We start from the raw sequence: 25,001 nt of genomic DNA, 5'->3' as shown, positions 1-25,001 counted from the left end.
TTTTTATGCTTAATTTTAACCTTATCATCTAAAAACTCAATCTATGAATCAAATTAAAACAATTTTTATTTTTGCCATTTTAGCTATTTGTTATAGTTGTAAAACGGATCAAAATTCTGAAACAGCTGCTTTATCAGTAGCTTCAAATACCGATGCCAATGGTTTTTCTTATGAAACTATAGAAAACGATCCAACAGGTTTACGTTTATATACTTTGGAAAACGGGTTAAAAGTTTATTTAAGTAAAAATACCGACGAACCAAAAATTCAAACTTTTATTGCTGTTCGTGCAGGATCAAATTACGATCCAAAACAATCTACAGGTTTAGCGCATTATTTAGAACACATGGTGTTTAAAGGAACCGATAAAATTGGAACGTTAGATTGGGAAAAAGAAAAAGTGTACTTAGATGAAATTTCTGATTTATATGAAGCGCATCGTGCGGAAACGGATCCCGACAAAAAAGTAGAATTGTATCGTAAAATAGACGAAGTTTCATTAGAAGCATCAAATTATAGTGTAGCTAATGAATATGATAAAATGATTAGTTCACTTGGAGCAACAGGTACCAATGCGCATACTTGGTTTGAAGAAACCGTTTATAAAAATAAAATTCCGGCTAACGAATTAAATAAATGGCTTACGGTAGAAAGCGAGCGTTTTAGTCAATTAGTTTTACGTTTATTCCATACGGAACTTGAAGCGGTTTTCGAAGAATTTAATAGAGGTCAGGATAGTGATTATAGAAAAGCGCATTACGCTATGCTAGATGGCTTATTTCCAAATCATCCATATGGACAGCAAACCACCATTGGTAAAGCCGAGCATTTAAAGAACCCTTCAATGGTTGATATTCATAACTATTTCAATACTTATTATGTGCCTAATAATATGGCTATGGTTTTAGTTGGCGATTTAGATTTCGATAAAACTATAATAGAAGTTAATAATGCCTTCGGAAAATTTAAGAATCAAACAGTAACGCATCCAACTTTACCAAAAGAGAAACCTATTACATCACCAATAACAAAGGAAATTTTTGGGCCAACGGCAGAAAATGTATCTATTGCATTTAGAGCGAATGGTATTGGAAGTGAAGATCAAAAATTTGTTACGCTGGCTGATATGATTTTAGCAAACGGAAATGCTGGTTTAATCGATTTAAACCTAAACCAAAAACAAATAGTGCAAAACGCTGGATGTTCTCCAACATTTTTAAATGATTATGGTTATCATCAATTTACGGGAACACCAAAAGAAGGACAATCTTTAGATGAAGTTAAAACACTGCTTTTAGAGCAAATAGAAAAATTAAAGAAAGGTGAGTTTGAAGATTGGATGATTGACGCTGTAGTTAACGATTTAAAACTAAGTCAAACAAAGCAATACGAAAACAGTACTGCTTTGGCATCGGCATATTATAACGCTTTTATTCATCATGAAAATTGGGCTAGTAAAGTGAAATTTTTAAATGATCTTAAAAAAGTAACCAAACAGGAATTGGTAGATTTCGCTAATAAATTTTACCAAGATAATTATGTAGTTACTTATAAAAGACAAGGAGAAGATTCAAATATTGTAAAAGTTGAAAACCCGGGAATTACGCCTGTTCATTTAAATCGGGATAAAAGCTCAGAGTTTTTAACTAATTTCAATACGATTGAATCGGAATCGTTAAAACCTAAATTTATCGATTACAAAACAGCCATTAAATCTACGGAAACTACTAATGGGATTGAAGTTTCATATATTGAAAACGAGTTGAATGATTTATTCGATTTAAACATCATATTTGATATGGGTGGCGATAATGATAAAAAACTAAAACTCGCGGCAAATTATTTAGATTATTTGGGGACAGATAAATATAGCAATGAAGCTCTTAAAAAAGAATTTTATAAACTTGGAGTAAGTTATTATGTTTTTGCAGGTGATGATAAAACGTATGTTGGCCTTAACGGTTTAAAAGAAAATCTACCAAAAGGATTAGAACTTTTGGAACATCTATGGAATAATGCAATTCCAGATCAAGAGGCATATAAAAAATATGTAGAGTCGATTATAAAAGGACGTCAGGATAATAAAGGGCAAAAAGGAAGTATTCTTAGGAATGGCTTAATGAGTTATGGTAAATATGGTGAAAATTCTCGTTTAAGAAATATCTATAAAACAGATGAGCTAAATGCCATTGATCCTAAAGAATTAGTAGATATTGTAAAGGATATGAAGAACTATAAGCAACGTATTTTTTATTATGGAAAAGATATTGATGCTATGGTAACGGCACTAAATACAAGTCATAATATTCCTAAAGATTTAAGAGTATATCCAGAGGCTGTAACTTATGAAGAACAAGAGACGGGTGGAAATGTTTATTTTGTAGATTTTGATATGGTACAATCGGAAATGGTGTTTTTAGCAAAAGGAGATCCCTTTAATGCCAAGAACATGGCTGCTTCAACCTTATTTAACACTTATTTTGGTAGCGGATTATCATCTATTGTTTTTCAAGAGATTCGCGAATCTAAATCTTTAGCATACTCTGCTTTTTCAAGTTACCAAATGGCAGATGAGAAGGGAAAAGCTAATTATGTTATGGCTTATATGGGAACGCAAGCGAATAAAATGCCTCAGGCAGTAACGGCTATGATGGATTTAATGACTAACATGCCAGAAGCAGAAAAGCAATTTAATGCTGCTAAAGATGCTACTTTGAAAAAAATAGCGGCGCAACGTATTACTAAATCGGGTATTTTTTGGAATTATGAAAATCTAAAAAAACGAGGTATAGATAATGATAATCGTGAAGCTATGTATAACACCATAAAAGATATGACCATCGAAGATTTACGTGATTTCTTTAATAATAACATAAAAGGAGAGCAGTATAATGTAATGGTTATAGGGAACAAAAAAGATATTGATTTTAAAGCCTTAGAGGCGCTAGGTAAAGTTCAGGAAATGGATGTTGATTATTTGTTTAATTATGAAAAAAGTGAAAAACTAAAAATGTAAATGAAAAGCCGATAAGTTTTTGTAACCTATCGGCTTTTTTTATGTGCAATTATAATAGGAATTGTTATATTTGATTTTGGTTTAAAACTAATCCAAAGCATAAAATAAGTAAGATATCAACTAAATTTTTATAACGCATTCTTAAATAACAGTTTACTCGAGTAAAGTCTTGAATGTATTAATGTTGTATGTGGTAAATAAAAAATAATAAGTAAACACATGAAATTATTAGAAGGAAAAACAGCCATAATAACTGGTGCAAGTAGAGGTATTGGTAAAGGCATTGCCGAAGTATTTGCTCAAAACGGTGCAAACGTAGCATTTACATACAGTTCGTCTGTAGATGCAGCTAATCAACTCGAAAAAGAGTTAAATGCACTTGGAGTAAAAGCAAAAGGTTATCAAAGTAACGCTGCAAATTTTGCAGATGCCCAAAAACTAGCTGCTGAAGTTGCTGAAGAATTTGGTAGTATTGATATTCTAGTAAATAATGCTGGTATTACAAAAGATAATTTACTTATGCGTATTAGCGAAGAAGATTTTGATACCGTTATTGAAGTAAACTTAAAATCGGTTTTCAACATGACAAAAGCTGTACAACGTACTATGTTAAAGCAACGTAAAGGCTCTATTATTAATATGAGTTCGGTTGTTGGAGTTAAAGGTAACGCTGGTCAAACTAATTATGCGGCTTCTAAAGCTGGTATTATTGGTTTTTCTAAATCGGTTGCTTTAGAGTTAGGTTCAAGAAACATTAGAAGTAATGTAGTTGCTCCTGGTTTTATTGAAACTGAAATGACTGCAAAGTTAGATGAAGAAGTTGTTAAAGGATGGCGTGCAGGAATTCCATTAAAACGTGGTGGAACTCCAGAAGATATAGCGAATGTTTGTGTGTTTTTAGCTAGCGATATGTCGGCTTATATTACAGGGCAAACTTTAAATGTTGATGGAGGAATGCTTACTTAATTTAAGTTTTATGTACACCCGTTAATGTGGGAATATCATTAAAATTTACTCTTAAAAGCTTAAATGCAAATAGAAACAATAATTTACATTATACTCGCTGGAATTATAGCGCTTTTACTGGCACTTTTCCAGTATATTTATAAAACGAAAAGCATGTCTAAACTGAACATGCTTTTCGCTTTTTTGCGCTTTATTACTATTTTTTCAATACTTGTTTTATTAATAAACCCAAAATTTAATCAAACAACATTTACTACAGAAAAGCCAAATTTGGTGATTGCGGTAGATAATTCAAACTCTATAAAGCATTTAAATCAAACTGAAAAAGTTATGGCTTTAGTTGAAACTATAACGGATAATACAGCATTAAAAAATAAATTCAATCTCGAATTTTACACCTTTGGAGAAACCTTTAAAGCTTCAGATTCACTAACATTTTTAGAGAAGAAATCTAATATAAATGAAGCTTTTATTCAGTTATCTCAAATTTATAAAACTAGTAATTCTCCTACCGTATTAATTTCCGATGGAAATCAAACACTTGGAAACGATTACGAGTTTGCTAGTTCAATATATAAACAGCCAATTTATCCTGTAATTTTAGGAGATACCATAACATATGTTGATTTAAAAATTCAACAACTCAACGTTAATAAATATGCTTATTTAAAAAATAAGTTTCCTGTTGAAGCTATTGTAGTTTATAGTGGTAACGGAAATGTAACTTCTAAGTTTGTTGTAAAAAAAGGAAATACAGTTGTGTTTTCTAAAAACGTAGTGTTTTCGAAAAACAACAATTCAACAATTATTAATTTTAATCTACCAACATCGCGTGTTGGCGTTAGTGTTTATAAAGCAACATTAATTCCAATTGATAATGAAAAAAATAAGGTTAATAATTCTAAAAACTTCGCAGTAGAAGTAATCGATCAGAAAACAAATATAGCCATAGTTTCAACCTTTTCGCATCCCGATTTAGGAAGTCTTAAAAAAGCTATTGAAAGTAATGAGCGTAGTACGGTTTCGTTTTTAGATCCAAAAGAAATAATTTCAAAAATAAATGATTTTCAATTAGTTATACTTTATCAGCCAAATAATAAGTTTAAAGAGTTGTTAGTTCTTTTAAATGCTGAAAATAAGAACAGATTAATTATAGAAGGTAGTAAAACAGACCTAAATTTTCTAAATGAAAACAATAAAACGTTTGATCACGAAATAACGGATCAAACTGAAAATTATCAAGCTGAATTAAATATTAACTATTCACCTTTTTTAATTGATGATATCAATTTTGAATCATTTCCGCCGTTAAAATCAAATTATGGATCGGTGGTTTTTGCTGTTCCTTTTCAAACTATATTATATAAAAATGTAAATGGTATTTCAATTAAAGAACCCTTATTGGCTACATTGGAAACAAATGGCAGGAGGGAAGCTGTTCTTTTTGGAGAAAATATTTGGAAGTGGCGTTCGCAGAATTTCTTGAATTCAAAATCTTTTACTCAGTTCGATGATTTTTTTGGAAAAATAGTTCAATACTTGGCTTCAAATAAAAAGAGAAGTCGTTTAAATGTCGATTATGAGTCTTTTTATAATGGAAGCGGAAATATTACTATTAAGGCTGAGTTCTTTGATAAAAACTATGTTTTTGATGCTCGAGAAAGTCTTCAAATTAAACTAATTGATAAAGTTTCAAAAGAAGAAAAAAACCTTCCTTTAATTCTTAAAAACAATAATTATCAAGTTGATTTAAGCAGTTTGATTCCTTCTGAATATAGTTTTACGGTAAGTTCAACAAATGAAAACTTATCTAAATCTGGTAGTTTTCAAATTTTACAATATAATGTTGAACAACAGTTTTTAAATGCCAATTATTCTAAGATGCAACAATTAGCAACTAACAGCAATGGTAATAGTTATTTTATTGATAATTCTGACGATTTACTAAACGATTTACTAAACGATAATCGATATCAAGCCATTCAGAAAAGCCATAATAATAGTCTCCCTTTAATTGATTGGGAATACCTATTAGGTATAATTGCATTAAGCTTGACCGTAGAATGGTTTTTAAGAAAGTATAGTGGATTAGTGTAAATTTATCAACTGAGTTAAACTATAAAAAAAGAGAAGTATTTCTTCAGCTATATGAAAGAAACACTTCTCTTTTTTTAATTTTAATTTAAATAATTACTCTACTTTTTTTAATTAAGCATGAATGGAAAGTAAAGGAATATCTAATCCAGAAGACATCATTCGGGTTTTACTTTTATGAATTAATGATGACCAAAATCCATATTCGTAAGGAATCATTATTAGTATATCTGGTTTGTACTCTATCATTTCATTTTTAATTTCGTCTATAACAGCTTCAGATTGAACGCTTTTGTAGAAATAAGAAACCTCTTCTAAAGGTTCTAGAATCTCTTTATTGTTTTTCAATTCAGTTATTTTATCGTTAACATGTAAAACCCTCAATTCGGCATTAAACTTCTTCGTTGTTTTTTTAATTTCTTTTACAATATTAGTTGTAATACCTTTTTCAAGATCACATGCAAATAATATTTTTTGAACATCTTTAAATTCAGCCTTAACTGGAACGGCTAAAATAGGAATTTGTACTTTGTTTATAGCTTCTGATGTTGTACTACCTAATAAATCATTTTCTATGCTTTTTACATGCATACCCATAACCATCATATCTGCATGGTGCTCTGCTATAGCTCGTTTTAATTGTTGAAAATATCCTCCCATAGCAAAATCAACTTTGATGTCAATATCATAGGTTTCCGAAAGTTTTTTAACACGATCTTCTACTTTTGTTTTTGCGTAATCTATTGATTTTAGAATATCTTTATAGGGTAACCTAGCCTGAACAGCGTGAACAGAAACGATATGTAGGTGAAAAAGAACTAATTTAGCTTCGATTTTTTTTGCAATCCCAATGGCATATTTAGTCGCGTTTTTTGCTTCTTCAGAAAAATCTGATGATATTATAATTGTTTTCATTCTGTTAAAATTTAGTGGTGTATAAAGTAGAATAAAAGTACGAATTTAAACCGTCAACCTCAAGGGTTTTAACACTCATTTCACGTCTATATTATGGTGGGTAAATTCGTTGAAACTGTTTAAATACCGTATATTTACAACTTAACTAAATAATAAAAATGGAAAAATTCCCTAAAATAGCATTCCCGTTCATCATTGCAGCGGTTGTATTAGTAATTGTATTGTCTAAATCTGCTGTAACCATTGGTTCTGGAGAAGCTGGAGTACTATTTAAAACTTTTGGAGAAGGTGTGGTTGTCGATGAGCCAGCCTTGGGTGAAGGATTTCACGTTGTAGCTCCTTGGAATAAGGTTTTTGTTTATGAAGTAAGACAACAAGAAATTCTAGAAAAAATGAATGTTTTGTCGTCTAATGGATTAGATATTCAGCTTGAAGCATCGGTTTGGTTTCAACCAGATTTTAAAAACTTAGGTAGACTACACCAAGAGAAAAGTGAAATGTATAAAGAGCGTGTATTGCTTCCTGCAATTAGATCTGCTGCTAGAAGTGTAGTTGGTCGTTATACACCAGAGCAATTATATTCTAGTAAGCGTGATGCTATTCAACAAGAAATATTTGAAGAAACTAGAAATTACGTTAAAGATCAATTTATTCAATTGAATGAAGTTTTGGTTCGTGACGTTACATTACCATCTACAATTAAAGATGCTATTGAGCGTAAATTAAAACAAGAGCAAGAATCTTTAGAATATGAATTTAAGTTAGTTACAGCAGCCAAAGAAGCCGAAAAAGTAATTATTGAAGCTCAAGGTAAAGCGGAATCTAATAGGATTTTAAGCGCTTCGTTAACTGATAAAATTTTACAAGACAAAGGTATTGATGCAACTATTACATTAGCACAGTCACCTAATAGTAAAATTATTGTTGTTGGTTCTGGAGATAGTGGTTTACCTCTTATTTTAGGAAATCAATAATCGATTTGATTTTAACACAACTTAGAAGTAAAATAAATGATTAGGTTTGTTAAGTTTAAAATAAAACAATTCAATATTTTAAAGCTTCTTTTGAAGATTAATTAATCATTTGTAAACAAAATTAAAGAATGCATAAATATTAAGAATTTATTTCTTATTTGTTTGGCATTTTAAACATATATTTTGCATATTTGTAGTGTTAATAAAACAAAGACATGACTTTTATTCAAATACATCATCATTTTCATATTTGCTTTCAAGCGAACTGAAAATGTATTGAATAAAATCGACATATTTTTAAACCCGTTTGAGCCAATCAAGCGGGTTTATTTTTTTAAAACCAGTGAGGTTGTTTCAAACTCATAAAAACAATAAAATGAGTAAATTAAGAATTGCAGTACAAAAATCAGGACGTCTAAACGAAGACTCAATGTCACTTTTAAAAGATATCGGTATTTCTATCGATAATGGTAAAGATCAATTAAAAGCCTCGGCAAGGGATTTCCCTGTTGAAGTATTTTATTTGAGAAATGGTGATATTCCTCAATATTTAAAAGATGGTGTGGTAGATGCCGCCATTATCGGAGAGAACGTTTTAATCGAAAAAGGTGAAGGTATTAACGTTGCTGAGAAATTAGGTTTCTCTTCATGTCGTGTTTGTATTGCCGTGCCAAAAGATGCCGATTATAATAGCATAAAAGATTTAGATGGTATGCGTATTGCAACCTCGTATCCAAATACTGTACAACAATATTTAGATAAAAACGGTGTAAAAGCTAATATTCACATTATTAACGGATCGGTTGAAATAGCACCAAACATAGGTTTAGCCGATGCTATTTGCGATATAGTATCTAGTGGAAGTACCCTTTTTAAAAATAATTTAAAAGAGGTTGAATCTATTTTAAAATCTGAAGCTGTTTTAGCAGTTTCACCAATTTTAAGCGAAGAAAAACAAGCAATTTTAGATACTATTCAATTTAGAATTCAATCGGTTTTAAAAGGAAGAAACTCAAAATATGTATTGTTAAACGCTCCAAATGATAAGCTAGACGCTATTATTTCATTATTACCAGGAATGAAAAGCCCAACTGTATTGCCATTAGCGCAAGAAGGATGGAGCTCAGTACACTCGGTAATTCCAAAAAACGATTTTTGGAATATTATTGAAGGATTAAAAGCAAACGGAGCCCAAGGTATTTTAGTTTGTCCAATTGAAAAAATGGTACTATAATTTGTTGTCATTCTGTACTTGTTTCAGAATCTAATACTATTAAGAACATGCAAATAATAAATAACCCAAATAAAGCGGATTGGAAGGACCTTTTAAAACGTCCAACTCAAACTGTAAACGATATTGAAGGTACTGTAACTAATGTGTTTCAAGATGTTATTAATCGAGGTGATGCGGCTATTAAAGAATACACCATTCGTTTTGATGGTATAGATTTAGAGTCGAATATTGTTTCTACAAAAGAGATTGAAGATGCTATAAAAGTGGTTCCTGAAAATCTTAAAAATGCTATAAAGAGCGCTAAACATAATATTGAAGTTTTTCATAAGGCACAACAAACATCAAAAATTGAAGTAGAAACAACCAATGGTGTATCATGCTGGCAAGAAAAACGTCCAATAGAAAAGGTTGGTTTATATATTCCAGGTGGAACTGCACCATTATTTTCAACGGTTTTAATGTTAGCTGTTCCTGCACAAATTGCAGGTTGTAAGGAGATTGTGTTATGTTCACCACCTAATAAAAAAGGAGCGTTAGCTCCAGAAATTCTGTTTGCTGCAAATTTATGCGGTGTCACTAAAATTATTAAAGTTGGCGGAATTCAAGCGGTTGCAGGTTTAACTTTTGGAACAGAAACAATACCACAAGTATATAAAATTTTTGGACCAGGAAATCAGTTTGTTACGGTTGCTAAGCAATTAGCCACAAAACACGGTGTTGCTATAGATATGCCTGCTGGACCAAGTGAATTATTGGTTGTTGCAGATGATAATGCTAATGCTTCATACATAGCATCAGATTTGTTAAGTCAAGCAGAACACGGTACAGATAGCCAAGTTATTTTGGTTTCAACTTCAAAAGAAATTATAAAAGATGTTTCAACTGAAATTGAAAAGCAATTAGAGGTGCTTCCGCGTAAAGCGATTGCTGAAAAAGCGATAGCAAATTCGAAGTTAATTTATGTTGAAAACCATGAGCTTGCTTTAGAAATGATTAACGAATATGGTCCAGAACACTTTATTATTTGTACTAAGAATGAAGATTTCTATGTAAGCGGTATTCGTAATGCAGGTTCTGTTTTTATCGGTGATTATACACCTGAAAGTGCAGGAGATTATGCTTCGGGAACCAACCACACACTACCAACAAATGGGTTCAGTAAAGCATATTCTGGAGTAAATTTAGATAGTTTTTTAAAGCAGATGACGTTTCAAAAAATTTCTAAAGCAGGTTTACTGAACATTGGAGAAACTATCGAGTTAATGGCGGAAGCCGAAGGATTGCATGCCCATAAAAACGCAGTTTCAATTCGATTAAAAGATCTGAAATGAATATTCAAAACTTAATAAGACCAGTAATAAAAGCACTTAAACCGTACTCATCAGCACGTGATGAGTTTCAAGGTAATAGTGATGCTATGGTGTTTTTAGATGCTAACGAAAACCCGTACAATAACGGCGTAAATCGATATCCAGATCCACAACAAAAAAATGTGAAAGCATTGTTATCTAAAATTAAGGGTATTCCGGTAAAGCAAATTCTTTTAGGAAATGGGAGTGATGAAGTGCTCGATTTAATTTTTAGAGCCTTTTGCGAACCTAACCAGGATAATGTTATTTCATTACCGCCAACTTACGGTATGTATGAGGTTTTAGCGAATTTAAATGCTGTTGAAATACGTAAAGTAAACTTATCGGAAGATGATTTTCAACCTAAAGTAGATACTATTTTAGCAGCAACAGATGCTCATAGTAAAGTACTCTTTTTATGCTCACCAAATAATCCAACAGGGAATAGTTTTTCGAATGGATCTGTTCTTAAATTATTAAAAGGGTTTAAAGGTTTAGTGGTTATAGATGAAGCGTATATTGACTTTTCAACAGAAAAAAGTTGGTTAACACGATTAGAGGAATTCCCAAATTTAGTTATCACCCAAACGCTTTCAAAAGCTTATGGTATGGCAGGAATTAGACTTGGAATCTGTTATGCTTCCGAAGAAATCCTTAAAGTTTTAAACACAATAAAACCGCCGTATAACGTTAATGAATTGAGTCAAAAAAAAGCAATTGAGCTTTTGAACGATAAGGACTTAGCGAGCGTACAAATAAAATCGATTCTTGAAGAACGTACAAGGTTAATTTCAGATTTAGCAACTATTTCTTTTGTATCAAAAATATATCCATCGGATGCTAATTTTATTTTAGCAAAGGTTGATGATGCTACAAAACGTTATAATCAATTGGTAGAAAGAGGTGTTGTTGTTCGGAATAGAACCACGCAGTTTGGATGTGAAAATTGTTTAAGATTTACGGTTGGAACCAAGGAAGAAAATGAGGAATTAATAAAAAATCTTTTATTAATTTCGAAATCCTGAACTTGTTTCAGGAACTTATAAACGAAAGATGGAGGTTTGTTCAAATGAAATATATTACTGTTGCATTTTAACAAATAAAAATAGAACGATGTTGTATATCGGTTATACTGATAATTTAGAATGAAGAGTTAATCAACATCGAAAAGGAAGCGGAGCATTATTTACTAAGAAATATAATGTGACTGATTTAATTTATTTTGAAGCATTTTTTGAGAAAAAAGAAACCAAAGTAAGGGAGAAACAATTAAAAAATTGGCATAAAGAATGGAAATGGAATTTAATAAAAGAAACCAATCCAGAATTAAAAAGTATCATCGTTAATTAAAAGACCCTGAAATAAATTCAGGGTTATAACAAGTTATATGAAAAAAGTACTATTTATAGACCGTGATGGCACATTAATTAAGGAGCCAGCAGACGAACAAGTTGATTCATTTGAAAAACTCGTTTTTTACCCAAAAGTATTTCAATTTTTAGGTAAGATTTGTAAAGAATTGGATTATGAAATTATTATGGTAACCAACCAAGATGGTTTGGGAACGCCTGATAATCCATCTGAGAAATTTTGGCCAATACATAACTTTGTATTAAGTACTTTTAAAAATGAAGGTGTTGAGTTTAAAGAAATCTATATCGATGAAACTTACGCCAAAGATAATGCGCCAACAAGAAAACCAAATACAGGGTTATTAACCAAGTTCTTTTCAGATGAATACGATTTAGAAAATTCTTTTGTAATTGGAGATCGATTAACAGATATAGAATTGGCTAAAAATCTAGGTTCTAAAGGGATCTTTATAAATGATGAAACCCATTTAGGAACCGATGAAATCACGGTTAAACGTGAAGCCTTAGATTCTTATATTGCATTAGAAAGTAATGATTGGGAGGAGATTTACGAGTTTCTTAAATTAAAAGATCGGGTTCAAGAAATTACTAGAAATACGAATGAAACTAAAATTTATATTAAGTTGAATTTAGATGGTTCTGGTAAAAATGATATTCATACAGGTTTATCATTTTTCGATCACATGTTAGATCAAATTGGACGTCATGGTGCAATGGATTTAACGGTAAAAGTGGATGGCGATTTAAATGTGGATGAACACCATACTATTGAAGATACCATGATTGCTTTAGGTGAATTATTCAACAAAGCCTTAGGAAATAAATTAGGCATTGAGCGTTACGGATTCTGTTTACCAATGGATGATTGTTTAGCGCAAGTTGCTGTAGATTTTGGTGGTAGAAACTGGTTAGAATGGGATGCGGAATTTAAACGTGAAAAAATAGGCGATATGCCAACTGAAATGTTTTATCATTTGTTTAAATCTTTTACAGATGGAGCCAAATGTAATCTAAACGTAAAAGCGGAAGGTTTAAACGAACATCACAAAATAGAGGGCATTTTTAAAGCTTTTGCAAAGGCAATGAAAATGGCTGTAAAACGTGATTCTAACAAAATGTTTTTGCCGAGTACAAAAGGGATGTTATAATAAATTTTGACTGCTGATTTATTTTCAGTAGATCGAAGTATAAATCAAGAATCAATTGAAATTAGTCATAATAAATTACGGAGCTGGAAATATTAAAAGCATACAGTTTGCTTTTAAAAGGCTAGGTGTTGATGCTGTTTTATCTAATGATCCAGAAGAAATTTTGGCTGCCGATAAAATTATTTTCCCTGGAGTTGGTGAGGCGAGTACTGCAATGAAAATGCTTAAAGAAAGTGGATTAGCATCTTTAATTCCAAATTTAAAACAACCTGTTTTAGGAATTTGTTTAGGGATGCAATTAATGTGCAAAACTACAGAAGAAGGTAATACTAAAGGACTTGGCATTTTTCAAACCGATGTAAAGCGCTTTGATCATTCAGTAAAAGTTCCACATATGGGCTGGAATGTTATTAAGGATTTAAAATCCGATTTATTCAAAGGTTTAAAGGAAAATGAATATATGTATTTAGTGCATAGTTATTATGCCGAGCATTGTAAAGAAACTATTGCAAAAACAGATTATGGATTAAATTACGCCTCGGCATTGAGGCATAATAATTTTTATGGGGTACAATTTCACCCTGAAAAAAGTGGAATTGAAGGCGCGAAAATTTTACAAAACTTTTTAGACCTTTAATTTCTTTATATAATTACGGCGGAATTAATACTAATAACCAGAAACTATTAACGAGTAATCAATAATAATGAGAATAATACCAGCAATAGACATTATAGACGGTAAATGTGTACGTTTATCAAAAGGCGATTACAATACTAAAATAATATATAATGAGAATCCTTTAGAAATAGCTAAACAATATGAAGCTCATGGTATCGAGTGTTTACATTTAGTGGATTTAGATGGAGCTAAGGCCAGTCATATTGTAAACCATAAGGTTTTAGAAGCTATTGCAAGCAAAACCAGTTTGAAAATTGATTTTGGTGGTGGATTAAAAACAGACGAGGATTTACGTATCGCTTTCGAGTGTGGTGCTGGACAAATTACAGGAGGAAGTATTGCTGTAAAACAACCTGACGTTTTTAAAAATTGGTTATCTAAATTTGGTGCAGATAAAATTATTTTAGGCGCCGATGCTAATAACGAAAAAATAGCCATTAGTGGTTGGTTAGAAGAATCGGAGGAAGAATTAATTCCTTTTGTAAAGAACTATCAAAAAGAAGGTGTGCAGTATGTAATTTGTACAGATATCGCTAAGGATGGCATGTTAGAAGGGCCTTCTTTCGATTTGTATGAAAAAATGCTTAACCAACTTCCTAATATAAAATTAATTGCAAGTGGTGGTATTTCAACTTTTGATGAATTACCAAAATTAGCCGAATTAGGTTGCGAAGGCACTATAATTGGTAAAGCCATTTATGAGAATAAAATTAGCTTAAAACAATTGGAGAATTTTATCTTGAATAAATAATAAAACGTTCAAAATGCTTACAAAAAGAATAATTCCTTGCTTAGATATTAAAAACGGACGTACTGTAAAAGGTGTGAATTTTGTTGATTTGCGTGATGCCGGAGACCCAGTAGAACTCGCAAAACAATATGCGGACGTAGGAGCGGATGAACTTGTATTTCTAGATATTTCGGCCACTTTAGAAGGCAGAGGAACCACTTTAGATATGGTTTTACGTGTGGCCGAACAAGTTAATATTCCGTTTACGGTTGGGGGAGGAATTTCTTCTGTAGAGCATGTTGATGAGTTATTACACTGTGGTGCAGATAAAGTTTCTATTAATTCTTCGGCTGTTAAACGCCCAGAATTAGTGAACGAATTATCAAACAAATTTGGTAGCCAATGTGTTGTGGTTGCTATCGATGCAAAAGAAGTTGACGGACAATGGAAGGTGCATTTAGCAGGTGGAAGTATCCCGACGGATATTGATTTATTCGAATGGGCAAAAGAAGTAGAAACACGTGGTGCGGGTGAAATTTTATTCACATCAATGAATCATGATGGAACAAAAAACGGTTTTGCAAACGAAGCTTTAGCCAAATTATCCGAAACCTTAAATATCCCAATAATAGCATCGGGTGGTGCAGGGAATGTTCAACATTTTATTGATACCTTTGAGGTTGGAAAATCGGATGCCGCCTTAGCTGCAAGTGTTTTTCATTTTGGTGAAATTCCAATCCCCGAATTAAAGAAAGAATTAAAAGCAAATAATATACAAGTACGACTTTAGTCGCCATACTGAACACTCGTGCTTAGCAGTGTCGATATAAGTTTCAGTACCATATAAAATTTTTATTATGAACATTAAATACGACAGCAACGGACTAGTTCCAGCAATTATTCAAGATGCAACAACAAAAAATGTTTTGATGTTGGGTTATATGAATGAAGAATCTTATCAAAAAACATTAGAAACGAAGAAAGTTACTTTTTTTAGTAGAAGCAAGCAACGCCTTTGGACAAAAGGTGAAGAAAGTGGAAACTTTTTAAATTTAGTTGATATTAAAAATGATTGCGATAACGATTCATTACTTATTCAAGTAAACCCAGTTGGTCCTACTTGCCATACAGGAACTGATACGTGCTGGAAAGAAGAAAACAAATCTAATTACGGTTTCTTTTCAACATTAGAAGATGTAATTACAGAACGTGTTGCAAACAAGGATACAAACAAGTCTTATGTAGCCAGTTTATTTGCAAAAGGCATTAATAAAGTTGCTCAAAAAGTAGGCGAGGAGGCCGTGGAAACGGTTATTGAAGCTATGGATAATAACGACGAATTGTTTATTTATGAATCTGCAGATTTAATGTTTCATTATCTAATGTTATTACAAGCAAAAGGCTTCACTTTAAAAGATATAGAGAAAGAATTAATAGGAAGACATAAGTAAAACGTCTTTTTTTAACATTTTATCGTAAATTGCATATATAAACCTACTTATAATGACAATCTACACTCTTAAAAAATCAGCACTACTATTATGTAGTGTTTTTTTTGTTTTTGCATGTTTCGAAGATTCAGATGATTCTTTATCTTACAAGAATACACCGTTAAGTGCAACGGATTTAAATAATCCAAATCCGTTCTCTGGTACCATGGCTCCCATAGAAACAATGCCTTACAGCGAAATTTCAAGTTTAAAATATTGTATTGAATTGGACCGATGGGATATTCCAAATAACAACTCAAATCCAGAAAAAACAACAGATAATTTACAACTAGCTATAGATTGGGCGGTTTCCGAAGGTTATGGCCAAATTTGCCTACCAGAAGGTCATTATCTTATAGGTAAATATGGGAATGATATTTATCAAGCCGGTATTGTATTGGATAGTAATATGGCTTTTTTGTTAGATGAAAATGCGATAATAGAAATGGCTCCAAATAATAAGTGGAACTATTGCGCTATTGCTGTGCGTGGAAAATATAATGTTGTTATTTCTGGAGGAACCATTCTTGGAGACCGTGAAAACCATGAATATACTGCTAGAGAAAGTGATGGAGCTATAGCTCATGATGAAGGACACTTAATTTGTATTGAAGGAGAAAGTGAATCTGTTACTGTAGAAAATGTAACTTTAGGAAAAGCAAACGGCGATGGTATTTTAATGGTTGGAAGTCCAAAAGATGATACAGAACAAAAGCTAAAAGATATTACAGTTAGGCGTAATAATTTTTCGGATAATAGAAGGCAAGGTATTTCGTTAGTTGGTAGTTCAGATGTTTTAATTGAAGATAATGAAATTCATCACACAAATGGAACTTCACCTCAGTTTGGTATAGACTTAGAAGGTGCCGGACGATTAAATCAAAACATTACTATTAGACAGAATTATTTTCATAATAATAGAGGTGGAGATGTTGTAAATACTGATGGGGAAAATGTTTTATTCGAAGATAATATTTTAACACAAGGCGAAGATAGTCAGTATATAGACGGACCAATTGTGTATTGGAAAAATGCAGATTGGACAATAAGAAATAACAGTATAACCATGCGTACGGTTTCTGTTAATAATTGGAATGGAATTATTATGTACTCTAATGATAATGATAAAACAAACCCTGCAACTACTTATATTTATGAAAACACATTAAATAATTGTGGTATGTATATGTACAAAGGTGGTGATTTAGAAATCACCAATAACGACATGATTAATGGGCATTTGGCTTTTAAAGAAATGACGAATTTAACACTTGAGGACAACCGTGTAGAACACGAGAGTACATGTTGGGCTTATCGTTTTTTAGAAGTTAGTGGTTCTGCAACTGGAAATACATATAACGGTGAAGCTTTTGAGATACCTTTACAAGCAAATATACCTTGGGATGGCTGTTGGATAAACTAACCTTCTAAAAAATTAGTTTATAAAGTAGTCTAAGATATATTACTATAATTAGTAAAAAGAATGTATTTTTCACGACTTTAAAAATAAGTAATGAAAAAATATTTCTATCTCATAACCATTCAATATTTAGGCTATCGTTTTCATGGTTGGCAAAAACAACCAAATGTAAAAACGTTGCATTTAATGGTGGATAGAACGTTTAATTTCATCTTAGAAGGTAAGCGTTTTAAAAGTTTAAGTTCGGGTAGAACAGATGCTATGGTATCTGCGGAATGTGCGGCTATTGAACTTTTTTTATTTGAACCTATTGAGGATCAAGTGGCTTTTTTAGAGCTTTTTAATAGAAATTTACCACAAGATATTCGCGCTTTAGAAATTAAAGAGGTTGATGCAAAATTCAATATTATTCAAAATTCAAAAATTAAAGAATACTTATATTTATTCGCTCATGGAGAAAAGTGCCATCCTTTTTGCGCTAATATAATGACGACGGTTCTAGATGAATTAGATATTGATTTAATGAAAGAAGGAGCTAAACTTTTTGAAGGCGAGAATTACCTAAAGTCTTATTGTTACAAACCAACTGATAATGGAGTTTATACACGAGAGATTATAACTTGTGAATTAATTGAAAACACGGTTTATACCGCTAATTATTTTCCAGAAAAAACATATATTTTGCGTGTACAAGGTAAAGGATTTATGCGAAATCAAATTCGTTTAATGATGGGGACACTCTTCGATTTGGGTAAGGGGAAATTATCGCTTCAAGATATTCGTGATAGTTTGAAACCAGATAACAATATTGCGATAAATTACGTTGCTCCAGCTTCAGGTTTAATTTTGAAAAGTATTGATTTCATTGACTAAACCTCAGTCTTTTATTCTTAATTATTTTAACTTTTTAAGTTTTATTTAACTTAATTTATGTTAAATAAAACTTAAGACCGTTAAAGCCTGTTAAAGGGTTTGGGAACGCTTATATAGCTCTTATATTGAATGGAAACACAAACAATATATTATGAGCTATTTAAAAATGAATGATGAAGAATTATTACCTGTGGTGATGGAATTGAATATTTTATTAGCCGATTACCACGTTTATTACCAAAAATTACGCAGCAACCATTGGAATGTTGTCGGCAAAAACTTTTTTGATTTACATGAAAAGTTTGAACAAATGTATAATGATGCACTTATAAAGATAGATGAAATTGCCGAACGCATCTTGACGTTACGCTATCATCCAATGAGTCAGTTGGAGGATTATCTTAAATCGTCTTCTATAAAACAAAATGTAACTCTTAAGTCTGATGAAGCTATGGTTGAAGAGGTTTTAAGCGATCATAAATTGCTACTAGAGCAGATGGGGAAAGTTATGGAGAAGTCTAATAATGCTTCCGATGAAGGAACTTCCGATTTAATCGGAGCTTATATCCGTGAACTGGAGAAAACAAGTTGGATGCTAGAAGCATGGACTAAAGAATCTTCTAAAATCATTAAGGAAGAAGTTGTTGAAGTTCGTTAGGTTATTTAATTATTATTAAAAAATAATTAATAATCATAAAAACTTAACAATTATGGAAACTACATTTAATGAGGCGTTTAGTAGCCTTATTACAAAACTAGAAGGTTGGTTTACAACTATAATAGAATATTTACCAAATTTAACATTAGCAATATTAGTATCAATTGCAGCTTATTTTGCTGCAAAATATGTAAATAGATTAACCTATAAAATGGTCTCTAAGCGTATACAACAAGATTCTGTTGCACACATGATTTCAAGAATAGCAGCGGTAATGCTAGTCATTATTGGTTTATACATTTCTCTTGGTATATTAAATTTAAGTAAAACATTAACCTCTTTATTGGCTACAGCAGGTGTTGCAGGTTTAGCTATTGGTTTAGCATTACAAAACACCTTAAGCAATACAGTTGCTGGTGTGTCGCTTTCTTTTAGAGAAAAAATACAGATAGGAAATTGGGTAGAAACTAATGGATACTCTGGAGAAGTTATGGATATCAATTTAAAAGAGTTTGTTATAAAAGAAGCTGATAATAATATCGTGATTCTACCAAACAAATTGATTCTAGAAAATGCTTTGAAAAACTATTCTTTAACCACAAGAATGCGTGTGGCTTTAAAGTGTGGTGTTGGGTATGAATCCGATTTAGCAAAAGTAAAATCCTTAACAAAAGAAACAATTGCAGCTAATTTTGATCAAGTTAAAAGTGCTGATGATGTCGAGTTTTATTACACTGAATTTGGTGGTAGCTCGATTGACTATTTATGCCGATTTTGGATTGACTCAGAAAGCATGCTCGACAAATTAAATGCTAAAACAGAAGCTATTATAGCGATTAAAAATGCATATGATAAAGCAGGAATCAATATTCCTTTCCCAATTCGAACACTTCAATTCGATAATAAATTGTCTGTAGACACGTCCAAAACATCACAAAAAAACGAATTCTCTAAGAACTAGAGTAGATTTATCATTATCGATAAATTATTTATTCAAATTTAAAAATAAAAACAATGAAAAATTATATATACATAGTTGTATTACTTATTTGTGGTACCGCTATGGCGCAAGAAAAGCCTAAAGACATAAAAGAAGAAACCATTGAGAAAACGGTTAAATATAACAATGGAGAAGAAGTAACTGAAAGTAAATTAAAAGTTATTTCACGAGAAACATCTAGCATCGAGTTATCTATGGATGATATGGAAAAAGTGAATCAGGAACGGATTGCTTCAACTAAAAAAGTGGAAACTATGGTAATGGTAGATGATGATATGGATCCCGATTATGATTTATTATCAAAAGAAACTCATTTTGTAAGCGATGATAAAAATTTTAAATTTTCGCCTAACGATGGTGGATTTAATATTGTTTTCGATAATAATGATAATGAGTTTGTTGTTGTTGGAAAGGCCTGGAGTACAAAAAATCCTGGCAGTTATATTGTAAAAGGAGAAACATATAATGGTATTGGGTATTTAACCGAAGAAGGCGAATTTGTTGTAGAATATTATAACTCCGATTCGGAAAGTATAGAAACCATTTCATACAAACCAATAAAACTACAATAGATAGTCGTGTTAAGTTATTAATAAAAGTCCCGATTCGTTCGGGACTTTTTGTATTTTAGATGTTCAATAAAAGGAAAGTAATATATATGAGTGTTTCTGTGCCGAAATCGGCTTTTACATATTTAAAAAAGTTAGAAAAAAATAATGACCGCGAATGGTTTGGCGATAATAAAGCGGAGTTTCAATCCATTCAAAAAGAAATAAAAGTATTTTATAATGCGCTTCTAGAAGCTTTAAACAAACATGATGAAATTGATAAACTTAAAATTTTTAGAATTTACAGAGATGTAAGATTTTCTAAAAATAAATTACCATATAAAACACATTTTAGCGGTTCTTTCCAAAGAGTGAAACCTAGGTTACGTGGTGGCTACCATGTACAAATTAAACCAAATAATGAAAGTTTTATTGCTACAGGTTTTTGGGATCCTGCTCCCGCCGATTTAATGCGTATTAGAAAAGAGTTTGAAATGGACGACTCGGAAATTCGTGAGATTATTAGTGAAAAGTTGTTTAAAAAAACATGGGGAGGTTTTGTTGGAGATGAAGTAAAAACAGCGCCACGCGGATTTAATAAAGAGGATAAAGCCATCGATTTAATTAAAAAGAAACAATACATTTTTATTAAGAAATATACCGATGCTGAAGTTTTAGATGTTAATTTTATAAATGAGGTAAGTGCTGCATTTAAAGTGATTCGTCCGTATTTTGATTATATGAGTGATGTGTTAACCACAGATTTAAATGGGGTATCTTTAATAGATAATTAATTCTTCAACTAAAAAGATGCGTTAATTATTCATTTTATAGTGATACGGGAAATCCTTTATATTGTTTGTAGCGTATATACAAATTTAATGCCCCAAACATATGAAAAATAATTACCTCGTACTTTTCTGTTTCACATTTGTAGTTTCATTAAGTTCTAATTCGCAGATATCACAGATTAGTTTTGTGAATGCAAATTATAGTTATGGAATCCAGCCTAAAAATATTCAATCTAATGATATATACAATGTATATGTTGCATGGAGAAATGCTTTTGCAGAACCATGTACTAATGGGAGGTATCGAATAAAATTTGATACACCATCAGAAACAGTGTCTGAAGGAATTGGTTATGGAATGTTACTTTCTGCTTATGCTAATGATAGAGAATTATTTGACGGATTATGGCTGTATTATAAAGATTTTTCTAATAGTAATGGAGTCATGAATTGGAAAATCAATGAATGTACTTCTGTTATTGAATCAAATGGTGCTTCCGATGCAGAGTTAGATGCAGCTTATGCTTTAATTGTTGCAGATAAACATTGGGGAAACTCAGGAACTATTAATTATAAAGATGATGCCTTAACTTTAATTAGTGCTATAAAAACACATGAGGTAGAAAGTGGAACTTACGTTTTAAAACCTGGTGATGCTTGGGGAGGAACTAGTAATACCAATATATCTTATTTATCTCCAGGTTATTTTAGGGTTTTTGGAATTTATTCTAATGATACCGTGTTTTGGAATGCTGTAACCGATAAAAGTTACGACATTTTGAATGCAAATTTATCTATAAATAACGCATCATATAATTTAGTGTCCGATTGGTGCAAAGCAGATGGTACATATTCAAACGAAGTATCATGGGCTGATTACGAAGGTAAAACATATGCTTACAATGCCGCAAGAACACCTTGGAGAATAGCTTTAGATTATATTTGGTTTGGAGATTTACAAGCCATTAATTACACTAATTTGTGTAATGGCTTTGTAAATGCTCAAGGCGGTTTTAATCAAATATTTCCTGGTTATTCTCAAGCAGGAGTCGCTATGAATACCGAGTATAGAGATCCAACTTTTACAGGAGCATATGCCTCTGCAGCAATGTCTTCAACAAGTCAAAATTTTGTAGATAGCGGTTATTCCGAATTAAAAACTCAAACTACAGACGCTTATTTTGGTTCAACTTTAAGAGCTATATATATGTTTGCGTTATCTGGAAACATGTATAATGCTTTATCGGAAACTGTTTTGAGTAATATATCTGAGACACAAAAAATATTTAAATTATATCCAAACCCAGTTTCAGATAATTTAAATATTTTATTTAAAACATCTAAGCTTAGAACCATTAATGTATATACAATTAATGGTGAACTTTTACTTTCTAAGGAAGTAAATACTTTACAAGTAAAAATAGATTTAAGTCAATTTAATTCAGGTTTGTATTTTTTAAATATTGATAGAGAAAACTTTAAGATTATTAAATCTTAATTGAAATTTTACTATCAAAAACATATCAAATAAAAAAAGCGTGTATTTAAATCAATTCTTTTTTTTAATTGAATAAAAATACTACGCCTAAATTTATGCTTTTATTTGGTGCTAAACTGCTTTAAGTAATTCTGGTTTTTCAAAAAGTTGAATATTACTTAATAATCTTTCTTTCACAATATTCATCATGCGTTTATTTAAAGCCGACGAGTTTTCAGTATAAATTAAATACTCTTCAACTGTAAAAACGCCAATAATCATCCCTTTTAAAGAATTCCGAAATTTCATATTTTTTTGGATAGCATTTTCCATATAATCCATACGTTTTTCCAACGATAAACCGTAAAAAATCGATTTATGCTTTACTATATAATTCCTAAAAGCGGCAATCAATAAATCGTTTTGCATTTTAATGCATGGGCGTAGCACAAGGTTTTGGAAACGCTCGTCTGCAGACATGGCATCGTTTATAGTTGCTGTTAAAATCTCTGGACGAATGTTCTTTAAATTAAAGTCTCTTGAATTCATAGTTTTGATTTTTATTCAATTTAAAGATTATTAAGGTCGATATAGGATTTGTGATTTTTAATTATCCACGAGGTTATTAACATTTATAATTTTTTATCTTTATAGCAGATTAATTTTCTTTTATTTTTAAATCGAAAAACAAAATAAAGCACATGAACTTTGGTAGCGTTATAAACCCCGGAAATATTGAGTTTACACTACCTAAAGATCATATAGATACCAAGTATATTTTAGATAAAGTAAAAGATGATAAAGTGCCTGAAATTTATGTAGGTTGTGCAAAATGGAATAGGGCAGACCTAAAAGGTTTTTATCCTCGTGGAACAAAAGATGAACTTAATTATTATGCTTCTCAATTTAATTCAATAGAATTAAATGCTACTTTTTATAATCTTTTCTCGCCAGAGCAGTTTGCAAATTGGTTCGATAAAACGCCTCCAGATTTTAAGTTTTTCCCGAAGTTGCATAAAGAAATAAGTCATAAAAAAGTTTTAAATGATACTCAAAATAATGTTGAGAATTATCTATATAATGTATCCCAATTAAAAGAAAAGCTAGGCACTACCTTTTTGCAAATGCATAGTAGTTTTAGCCCTAAAGATTTTGATAACGTTATCGCTTTCGCGCAAAACTGGCCGAAGAATATTCCGTTAGCTATGGAGTTCAGGCATACCGATTGGTATAATGATAAAACTGTTGCTGAAGATTTATATCAACTTCTAGAAGAGAATAATATTTCGAACGTGATTACAGATACTGCAGGTCGACGTGATTTATTACACATGCGCTTAACGAATGCAACCGCTTTTGTACGTTATGTAGGAGCTAATCACTTCTCTGATTATTCACGATTAGACGAGTGGGTAGAACGGCTAAAACTATGGAAAACACAAGGTATTAAAGAAATTGATTTTTTTATTCATCAAAACATTGAAAAAGAATCGACTTTGCTTTCTGCATATTTTATAAAAAAGATAAATGAGGAATTGGGATATACACTAACCATTCCAAATGATGATGGACAGCAACTTCTCTTTTAAGTTAAATATTAAAATCAAATACAAGAATAAAGAAAAGTAATTACAAACAATATTCAAGTTATAATTGTTATGTTACTTTTATGCTATAAATCGAATAATAATAATAATAATAATAATAATAATAAAGTTTTAATGAAAGACGACAAAAACAGAAATATGAAATTTCATAGTAGAAAATGGGTAAAACCCGAAGATTTAAATGCGAACGGTACCTTGTTTGGAGGGCGCTTATTAGAGTGGATTGATGAAGAGGCTGCTATTTATGCCATCATACAATTAGAAAACCAAAAAGTGGTCACTAAATTTATGAGTGAAATCGATTTTAAATCGTCTGCAAAACAAGGTGATATTGTTGAAATTGGTATCAATGTTGTCAAGTTTGGTCGGGCTTCACTGATACTAAGTTCGGAAGTTAGAAATAAAATGACACATGAAACCATTATTACTATTTCCAACATTGTTATGGTAAATATTGGCCCGAACGGAAAGCCAATGCCACATGGGAAAACAGAAATCGAATATGTGGTTGATAGGTTGTAAAAAGAGGCCTTAAATTTCTTTTAAAAATTATAATCAATTTTAAGTATTTGTTGCATTAAATTCAATTAATAACACTCACGTTGGTAATTTTATAAAAATATACTAACAAAGGGGTTTAAAGTTTTGAAATACTGTAA

The 25,001-nt window shown here is 31.2% G+C and carries 23 protein-coding genes and 1 pseudogene; 22 read left to right on the top strand and 2 right to left on the bottom strand.

Annotation, left to right across the window (positions count from 1 at the left end):
* Positions 1 to 43: 43 nt before the first annotated feature.
* The 3 genes from M4I23_RS05345 to M4I23_RS05335 all read left to right on the top strand — a co-directional run bounded on the left by M4I23_RS05345 (position 44) and on the right by M4I23_RS05335 (position 6,079).
* On the top strand, positions 44 to 3,016 hold the full coding sequence (locus M4I23_RS05345; RefSeq protein ID WP_249753714.1) for a M16 family metallopeptidase: 2,973 nt from the start codon (positions 44 to 46) through the stop codon (positions 3,014 to 3,016).
* A 219-nt stretch (positions 3,017 to 3,235) separates the two neighbouring features.
* The gene (fabG, locus tag M4I23_RS05340; protein ID WP_158850034.1) at positions 3,236 to 3,982 is read left to right on the top strand and encodes a 3-oxoacyl-[acyl-carrier-protein] reductase; all 747 of its coding nucleotides are present in this window, start codon (positions 3,236 to 3,238) and stop codon (positions 3,980 to 3,982) included.
* 153 nt (positions 3,983 to 4,135) lie between these two features.
* The gene (locus tag M4I23_RS05335) at positions 4,136 to 6,079 is read left to right on the top strand and encodes a VWA domain-containing protein (protein WP_306799985.1); all 1,944 of its coding nucleotides are present in this window, start codon (positions 4,136 to 4,138) and stop codon (positions 6,077 to 6,079) included.
* Positions 6,080 to 6,190: 111 nt separating this feature from the next.
* On the opposite strand, the gene M4I23_RS05330 is transcribed toward M4I23_RS05335, so the two are convergent.
* Positions 6,191 to 6,991, bottom strand: coding sequence for a universal stress protein (locus tag M4I23_RS05330; RefSeq protein WP_158850038.1), 801 nt, complete (start codon positions 6,989 to 6,991; stop codon positions 6,191 to 6,193).
* A gap of 158 nt (positions 6,992 to 7,149) precedes the next feature.
* Here M4I23_RS05330 and M4I23_RS05325 point away from each other — a divergent pair, with 158 nt between their 5' ends.
* The 17 genes and pseudogenes from M4I23_RS05325 to M4I23_RS05245 all read left to right on the top strand — a co-directional run bounded on the left by M4I23_RS05325 (position 7,150) and on the right by M4I23_RS05245 (position 22,756).
* Entirely contained in the window at positions 7,150 to 7,965 is an 816-nt protein-coding gene (locus tag M4I23_RS05325) for a prohibitin family protein (RefSeq protein WP_158850040.1), read from the top strand.
* Between the two features lie 376 nt (positions 7,966 to 8,341).
* Positions 8,342 to 9,199 (top strand): ATP phosphoribosyltransferase, encoded by an 858-nt coding sequence (gene hisG, locus M4I23_RS05320; RefSeq protein WP_249753712.1) that lies wholly within the window; start codon positions 8,342 to 8,344, stop codon positions 9,197 to 9,199.
* 47 nt (positions 9,200 to 9,246) lie between these two features.
* Positions 9,247 to 10,530, top strand: coding sequence for a histidinol dehydrogenase (hisD, locus tag M4I23_RS05315; protein WP_249753711.1), 1,284 nt, complete (start codon positions 9,247 to 9,249; stop codon positions 10,528 to 10,530).
* The gene (gene hisC / locus M4I23_RS05310) at positions 10,527 to 11,573 is read left to right on the top strand and encodes a histidinol-phosphate transaminase (RefSeq protein WP_249753710.1); all 1,047 of its coding nucleotides are present in this window, start codon (positions 10,527 to 10,529) and stop codon (positions 11,571 to 11,573) included. Before hisD ends, hisC begins: the two co-directional genes overlap by 4 nt.
* A 136-nt stretch (positions 11,574 to 11,709) precedes the next feature.
* Positions 11,710 to 11,898: pseudogene (locus tag M4I23_RS05305) on the top strand (GIY-YIG nuclease family protein); the annotation flags it as partial.
* 37 nt (positions 11,899 to 11,935) lie between these two features.
* Complete coding sequence (gene hisB / locus M4I23_RS05300; protein WP_249753708.1) at positions 11,936 to 13,069, top strand: bifunctional histidinol-phosphatase/imidazoleglycerol-phosphate dehydratase HisB; 1,134 nt, start codon at positions 11,936 to 11,938, stop codon at positions 13,067 to 13,069.
* Positions 13,070 to 13,124: 55 nt separating this feature from the next.
* Positions 13,125 to 13,706, top strand: coding sequence for an imidazole glycerol phosphate synthase subunit HisH (gene hisH, locus M4I23_RS05295; protein ID WP_249753707.1), 582 nt, complete (start codon positions 13,125 to 13,127; stop codon positions 13,704 to 13,706).
* A gap of 67 nt (positions 13,707 to 13,773) precedes the next feature.
* Entirely contained in the window at positions 13,774 to 14,499 is a 726-nt protein-coding gene (gene hisA / locus M4I23_RS05290) for a 1-(5-phosphoribosyl)-5-[(5-phosphoribosylamino)methylideneamino]imidazole-4-carboxamide isomerase (protein ID WP_158850052.1), read from the top strand.
* Positions 14,500 to 14,512: 13 nt separating this feature from the next.
* Complete coding sequence (hisF, locus tag M4I23_RS05285) at positions 14,513 to 15,268, top strand: imidazole glycerol phosphate synthase subunit HisF (protein ID WP_249753706.1); 756 nt, start codon at positions 14,513 to 14,515, stop codon at positions 15,266 to 15,268.
* A gap of 67 nt (positions 15,269 to 15,335) precedes the next feature.
* The gene (gene hisIE / locus M4I23_RS05280) at positions 15,336 to 15,929 is read left to right on the top strand and encodes a bifunctional phosphoribosyl-AMP cyclohydrolase/phosphoribosyl-ATP diphosphatase HisIE (protein ID WP_249753705.1); all 594 of its coding nucleotides are present in this window, start codon (positions 15,336 to 15,338) and stop codon (positions 15,927 to 15,929) included.
* Positions 15,930 to 15,981: 52 nt separating this feature from the next.
* Positions 15,982 to 17,391 carry a right-handed parallel beta-helix repeat-containing protein gene (locus M4I23_RS05275; protein WP_249753704.1) on the top strand — a complete coding sequence of 470 codons (1,410 nt, stop codon included), beginning with the start codon at positions 15,982 to 15,984 and terminating at the stop codon, positions 17,389 to 17,391.
* Between the two features lie 90 nt (positions 17,392 to 17,481).
* On the top strand, positions 17,482 to 18,261 hold the full coding sequence (locus tag M4I23_RS05270) for a tRNA pseudouridine(38-40) synthase TruA (protein WP_158850060.1): 780 nt from the start codon (positions 17,482 to 17,484) through the stop codon (positions 18,259 to 18,261).
* A 151-nt stretch (positions 18,262 to 18,412) separates the two neighbouring features.
* Positions 18,413 to 18,919, top strand: coding sequence for a Dps family protein (locus M4I23_RS05265; protein WP_249753703.1), 507 nt, complete (start codon positions 18,413 to 18,415; stop codon positions 18,917 to 18,919).
* A 52-nt stretch (positions 18,920 to 18,971) separates the two neighbouring features.
* Positions 18,972 to 19,880, top strand: coding sequence for a mechanosensitive ion channel family protein (locus tag M4I23_RS05260; protein ID WP_249753702.1), 909 nt, complete (start codon positions 18,972 to 18,974; stop codon positions 19,878 to 19,880).
* A 53-nt stretch (positions 19,881 to 19,933) separates the two neighbouring features.
* Positions 19,934 to 20,491, top strand: a complete 558-nt coding sequence (locus M4I23_RS05255; protein ID WP_249753701.1) for a hypothetical protein — start codon at positions 19,934 to 19,936, stop codon at positions 20,489 to 20,491.
* Positions 20,492 to 20,577: 86 nt separating this feature from the next.
* On the top strand, positions 20,578 to 21,261 hold the full coding sequence (locus M4I23_RS05250) for a DUF2461 domain-containing protein (protein ID WP_158850068.1): 684 nt from the start codon (positions 20,578 to 20,580) through the stop codon (positions 21,259 to 21,261).
* Positions 21,262 to 21,361: 100 nt separating this feature from the next.
* Positions 21,362 to 22,756 (top strand): glycosyl hydrolase family 8, encoded by a 1,395-nt coding sequence (locus M4I23_RS05245; protein WP_249753700.1) that lies wholly within the window; start codon positions 21,362 to 21,364, stop codon positions 22,754 to 22,756.
* Positions 22,757 to 22,867: 111 nt separating this feature from the next.
* Here the strand turns inward: M4I23_RS05245 and M4I23_RS05240 are convergent, their stop codons facing one another.
* The gene (locus M4I23_RS05240) at positions 22,868 to 23,284 is read right to left on the bottom strand and encodes a glyoxalase (protein ID WP_158850072.1); all 417 of its coding nucleotides are present in this window, start codon (positions 23,282 to 23,284) and stop codon (positions 22,868 to 22,870) included.
* Positions 23,285 to 23,436: 152 nt separating this feature from the next.
* Here M4I23_RS05240 and M4I23_RS05235 point away from each other — a divergent pair, with 152 nt between their 5' ends.
* Together M4I23_RS05235 and M4I23_RS05230 are read left to right on the top strand one after the other, a co-directional pair.
* The gene (locus M4I23_RS05235; protein WP_249753699.1) at positions 23,437 to 24,324 is read left to right on the top strand and encodes a DUF72 domain-containing protein; all 888 of its coding nucleotides are present in this window, start codon (positions 23,437 to 23,439) and stop codon (positions 24,322 to 24,324) included.
* Between the two features lie 156 nt (positions 24,325 to 24,480).
* Positions 24,481 to 24,864 (top strand): acyl-CoA thioesterase, encoded by a 384-nt coding sequence (locus M4I23_RS05230; RefSeq protein WP_158851857.1) that lies wholly within the window; start codon positions 24,481 to 24,483, stop codon positions 24,862 to 24,864.
* Positions 24,865 to 25,001 lie beyond the last annotated feature (137 nt).

It is taken from the genome of Algibacter sp. L4_22 (assembly GCF_023473045.1).
Lineage (GTDB): Bacteria > Bacteroidota > Bacteroidia > Flavobacteriales > Flavobacteriaceae > Algibacter.
Note: the sequence above shows the minus strand (reverse complement) of the source record. Positions and strands in the feature narration are given on the sequence as shown.